This window comes from Kitasatospora sp. NPDC093102 (assembly GCF_040683915.1).
GTDB lineage: Bacteria > Actinomycetota > Actinomycetes > Streptomycetales > Streptomycetaceae > Kitasatospora.
Genome location: NZ_JBFBFA010000109.1, coordinates 1 through 4,777, shown reverse-complemented (window position 1 = coordinate 4,777; position 4,777 = coordinate 1). Strand labels below are relative to the sequence as shown.

General features: G+C 72.2%; 4 protein-coding genes and 3 pseudogenes. 5 read left to right on the top strand and 2 right to left on the bottom strand.

Translation table 11 applies throughout. From position 1 onward, the window contains the following. Window positions 1-1,145 (bottom strand): hypothetical protein (locus AB0O11_RS39035; protein ID WP_363397307.1); only part of this gene is annotated, 1,145 nt, incomplete at its 3' end. A 348-nt stretch (window positions 1,146-1,493) separates the two neighbouring features. Then, window positions 1,494-1,760 (bottom strand): annotated as a pseudogene (locus AB0O11_RS39030) (site-specific integrase); the annotation flags it as partial. Window positions 1,761-1,848: 88 nt separating this feature from the next. On the opposite strand from AB0O11_RS39030, the gene AB0O11_RS39025 reads away from it, so the two are divergent. The 5 genes and pseudogenes from AB0O11_RS39025 to AB0O11_RS39005 all read left to right on the top strand — a co-directional run. Further along, a complete protein-coding gene (locus tag AB0O11_RS39025) occupies window positions 1,849-2,022 on the top strand; it encodes a hypothetical protein (protein ID WP_363397304.1) in 174 nt (57 codons plus the stop codon). Window positions 2,023-2,109: 87 nt separating this feature from the next. Beyond that, window positions 2,110-2,400, top strand: a complete 291-nt coding sequence (locus tag AB0O11_RS39020; protein ID WP_363397302.1) for a hypothetical protein — start codon at window positions 2,110-2,112, stop codon at window positions 2,398-2,400. Then, window positions 2,397-2,789, top strand: coding sequence for a hypothetical protein (locus AB0O11_RS39015; RefSeq protein WP_363397300.1), 393 nt, complete (start codon window positions 2,397-2,399; stop codon window positions 2,787-2,789). Before AB0O11_RS39020 ends, AB0O11_RS39015 begins: the two co-directional genes overlap by 4 nt. A 68-nt stretch (window positions 2,790-2,857) precedes the next feature. Beyond that, window positions 2,858-3,406, top strand: a pseudogene (locus AB0O11_RS39010) (transposase); the annotation flags it as partial. 223 nt (window positions 3,407-3,629) lie between these two features. Further along, window positions 3,630-4,777: pseudogene (locus AB0O11_RS39005) on the top strand (hypothetical protein); the annotation flags it as partial.

The window sequence follows — 4,777 nt, the reverse complement described above, 5'->3', positions numbered from 1 at the left end:
ATGGTGGTGGGTTCAGTCGCCGAGGCTTCGTGCGGTGCCTGGTCCGGTCCGTGCGTGACCGCCGGCTGTGCCGTCACCGGCGGGGTGGGTGCGGGTTCCGGGGCCGGCTCGCCCGGTGCCTGGTGGTCGCCGGCAGGCTCCTGGTCCTGGTCCGGCGCGTGGCCTGGGAGTTTCTCGGCCCGGTCGGGGTGCTGTCCTTGGCCCGGGTTGTTCTCGGTGTGGGGTGCAGTGCTCTCCTGTGCCTGCGGGGTGGTGGAGTGTCTGGCCTGTTGGTAGTGGTGGGTGGCGCCGCCGATCGCTGCGGTGCCGGCGCCCGCGGCGGCGGCGAGACCGAATGCGGTCGGGTCCCACGGGCCGCCCTGCCAGGCGGTGGAGATCACCGTCCCGGCCTCGCCGCCGATCGCGCCGCCGAGGGCCCCGCCGGCGACCTTGCGCAGCAGGTCCGGACCGGCCAGACGGTCGCCGAGTCCGCGTCCGGCCACATCCCCGATGCCGCCGGCAAGGCCGCCGACCCCGGAGATCAGCAGCGAGGTGACGTCCAGCCCCTGCCGGTACTTCGCCGCCTCGATCGCCTGCACCAGGGCGTCCTGCCCAGCCCCGAAGAGTGCGCCCGAGCGCATCGCCGCCAGCAGCTCGGCCACGATCTCACCCACGGACCGCCGACCACCGGCCACCACCGCCGGCACCAGCGTCGCCGAGGCCCCGCCCGTCGCGGCCATCGCCCACACGAGCTGGGCGACCGTCCACAGGGTGATCGCCGCGGTGAACCCCATCATCAACTGCGCCTGGTCGACCTCCCGGGCCTGCTCCTCCAGTGCGGTGGCGCCCTCGTCCAGGGTTTGGGCGCCATCGCGGGCCGTCGACCCGACACCGACCAGGGTGGAGGCCATCATCGCCCCGGCCCCGGGCATCGCCACGCCCGCACCCGCCACGGCCCGCTCGACAGCGAGGGCGCGGTCGTTCACCAGCGCGGCGGCTCGGCGTAGTGCGCCGGCGCCGGCCAGCAGGCCCTCCACGTCCGCCTTCGGGTACGACGTCCCGGAGATCGCGCCCATCAGCCACGCCCACCACGGCGGTGTCTGCTTGCCCGACCCTCCGAGGTTGATCAGACCGGACAGCCAATCGCCTGCGGGGGACTTCGACACCACAAACCTTCCAATCACCAAGGGGGAAGCCGCACCCGTGACCGGCGGGGTCCGGGACCGGATTGGAAGGAACGCAACCGAGCGGAGGAACGTGACACGCCGACGGAAGCGTTCAGCTCATCACGATCGACATCGATCAGGCCGAAGCCCTGGCGACGACCCGGTCGATTTCCTCCTCTCCCACCTGCGTCTTCATCCCCCAGGGGAAAGTGTTCTCCACGCTCACTGCCTGCACCAAGGACTCCATTGCGAAGCAGACCCAAAGGTTGAAGTCCCCCGGCTGAGCACCGTACCGAGCCCACCTACCCGGTGGCGCTGCCGCCCAGGAGGGCACCCCACCGGCCGGCCTCACCGGCGGGCGTCCCCGGGCGCCAGGAAGCTGGTCACCTCGGAGATCGCCCCGGCGGAGGGCTTGAAGTACCGGCGGACGTTCCCCGGCTTCCGGTGCCGGGACTTGGCCATCAGCACCAGCTCGGACGCGCCCTGCTCGCCGAGGTGCGTCAGCCCGGGGTGCCGATACTCGTGCAGGTCCCAGCCGCTGCCCGGCCCCGCATGCGTGGTGCGCTGGTCGAGCAGCGCGCGGGCCTGGACGTAGGACAGGCGGGCCAGGCCGGTCAGCCTTCCCCTGGGCTAGGCGCAGCGCTTCGAGCCGGCCCCGCTGCTGCACCCGGCGGGCAGCGACCTGGCCGAGCTGCCCGGGGCCGTGGGCGGCCTGCCGGGAAGCCCGCCGGTCGCCTTCCCGACGGTGAAGCCCGAGGTGGTCGTCGAGATCGAGACCGACGAGCGGGCCGAGTTCGCGCGGTACCGGCATCGGCCGAAGGTGAAGCGCGTACGCGGCGACCTGTCCCCCGAGCGCCTGGTCCGCGCCGGCCGCTGACGTTCAGGTTGCGGGTGATGCGAGCTCCGCTTCCGAGGCCGGACAGATCGGTACACCATCGGTGTACCACCGGTGTACCATCGCGGTATGGCCGATGCAACGATCAAGGTTTCCCCTGATACGCGTGACCGGCTGGCCGCTCTCGCGGCGGCCCGCGGCACTACGATCGGCGCCCAGGTGAGCCTGCTGGTGGAGCAGCAGCCCACCGCGGAGCAGATCGCCGAACGCGTTGCCGAGGGCCGCCGGCTGCTGCGCGAGCACTTCGGGATGACCCTCACGGACACGGAGCTGGACGAGGGCCCGGACCTGCTGCAGCGGGTCTACGGCATCGCCGCGGCGGACGCGCGCGCCAGGGTCGTCCCGAGGCGCAGCGCGTGATCATTCTGGATTCCAGCGCTCTGACCGCGCTGGCCGAAGGCCACCCGCGGCTGCACCGGATCGTGGACTCCGCGTTGCGCAGCCCTTTCCAGCATCTGGTGGTGCCGGTGCTGTGTCTGGTCGAGGCCGAGATCAAGGACGAGGGCGCGGCGCACGCGGTTCTGGCGCTGCCCGCGCTCGATTTCGATCCCCTGGACGCGAGCACCGCCGTGGTGGTGGCGACCATGGTCCGCGACGGCTACGGCGGCCAAGACCTGGCCCACGCCATCGCCGCGAGCCTGCCCACCCCGATGCGTCCGCAGCAGCACCTGATCCTGACGGCCGATCCGGAGCTGTATCCGCCCGGGATCGTCACCGTCAGCATCGACGACCCCCGCCTGGAGCAGTAGGTGCAGTTGACCTGCGCGTTTCATCCGGGGTCGCGTCCGGATCGTGATCAAAAAAGCGAAAGTGCCTTCTGAACTGCAACGATGAGGCTTGTCTAAGGTCCCGGTCGTACCACCGGGAAGGCACTTTCCGCGTGCACACCACCCGGTCACGCCCCGAGCTCGTCGTCAGCACCGACGGGCACGGGGTGGTCAGCCACGCCGGCTCGCGTCTTCTCGCGGATCCGGCCGACGTCACCACGCTGACCAATGCCTTCTCCGACGCTCTGTACCGGTTGCGGCCGCGCGGGACCGGGCATGATCCCGGCCGCGTCGCGGTGGACCTGGCGGTGATGCTCGCCGACGGCGGCGAGCCGATCCGGGACCTGGCCGTGCTGCGCGACCAGGCCGGCGTGTTCGGTCCTATCGCCTCAACCCCGACCGCCTGGCGGGTGCTGGCCGACATCGACGAGGCAGCCCTGAACGCCCTGCGGGCAGCGCGGGCCAGGGCCCGGGAAGTAGCCCGGCTGCAAGCCGACGAGACCGGACGCGCCATACCCGCATCACATGCTGGCGGTCGTGAACTGCCCGGCCTGGTCCTGGACATCGACGCCACCCTGGTCACCTGCCACTCCGAGAAGGCCCCGACGGCGCGCCCGCGCGAGGCCTCGGCCGCGGTCCTGCCCCTGCCCCTTGATGTGACGGGGGCGACAACGCATCGCCCTGCTTGAACACTTCCGTCGGTGTGTCACGTTCTGCTTCACGGTCATGCTCCCGCCGATCCGATCCGATCCGATCCGATCCGATCCCGGTCGCGGACGGGCGCGGTCGTGGTTTCCCCCTTGGCGTGTGGAAGGTTTCCTGGTGTCGAAGTCCCCCGCAGGCGACCTGCTGTCCGGTCTGATCAATCTGGGGAGCTCGGGCAAGCAGACGCCGCCGTGGTGGGCGTGGCTGATGGGCGTGATCTCCGGGACGTCGTACCCGAAGGCGGACGTGACCGGGCTGTTGGCCGGCGCCGGCGCACTACGCCGAGCCGCCGCGCTGGTGAACGACCGCGCCCTCGCTGTCGAGCGGGCCGTGGCGGGTGCGGGCGTGGCGATGCCCGGGGCCGGGGCGATGATGGCCTCCACCCTGGTCGGTGTCGGGTCGACGGCCCGCGATGGCGCCCAAACCCTGGACGAGGGCGCCACCGCACTGGAGGAGCAGGCCCGGGAGGTCGACCGGGCGCAGTTGATGATGGGGTTCACCGCGGCGATCACCCTGTGGACGGTCGCCCAGCTCGTGTGGGCGATGGCCGCGACGGGCGGGGCCTCGGCGACGCTGGTGCCGGCGGTGGTGGCCGGTGGTCGGCGGTCTGTGGGTGAGATCGTGGCCGAGCTGCTGGCGGCGATGCGCTCGGGCGCGCTGTTCGGCCTCGGGCAGGACGCCCTGGTGCAGGCGATCGAGGCGGCGAAGTACCGGCAGGGGCTGGACGTCACCTCGCTGCTGATCTCCGCCGTGGGCGGCCTTGCCGGCGGCATCGGGGATGTGGCCGGACGCGGACTCGGCGACCGTCTGGCCGGTCCGGACCTGCTGCGCAAGGTCGCCGGCGGGGCCCTCGGCGGCGCGATCGGCGGCGAGGCCGGGACGGTGATCTCCACCGCCTGGCAAGGCGGAGAGTGGGACCCCACCGCATTCGGTCTCGCCGCCGCCGCGGGTACCGGCACCGGCGCGATCGGCGGCGCCACCCACCACTACACCCAAACCACACACCGACCGGAACAGCTACCGCACGCGACACCGGAGATACCTGCACCCCACACCGAGAAGACGCCGGGCCGGGGACAGAACCCCGACCGGCCCGAGAAGACCTCGGGCCACGCCCAAGACCGGGACCGGGCCGGTGACCACCAGGCACCGGGTGAGGCGGCCCCGGAGCCCGCACCCACCCCGCCGGTGACGGCACAGCCGGCGGTCACGCACGGACCGGACCAGGCACCGCACGAAGCCTCGGCGACTGAACCCACCACCAT

Bases quoted from the DNA above. Each gene is read 5' to 3' on its own strand.
- AB0O11_RS39020 (WP_363397302.1), top strand. From the start codon at position 2,110: ATGGCCGATGCAACGATCAAGGTTTCCCCTGATACGCGTGACCGGCTG.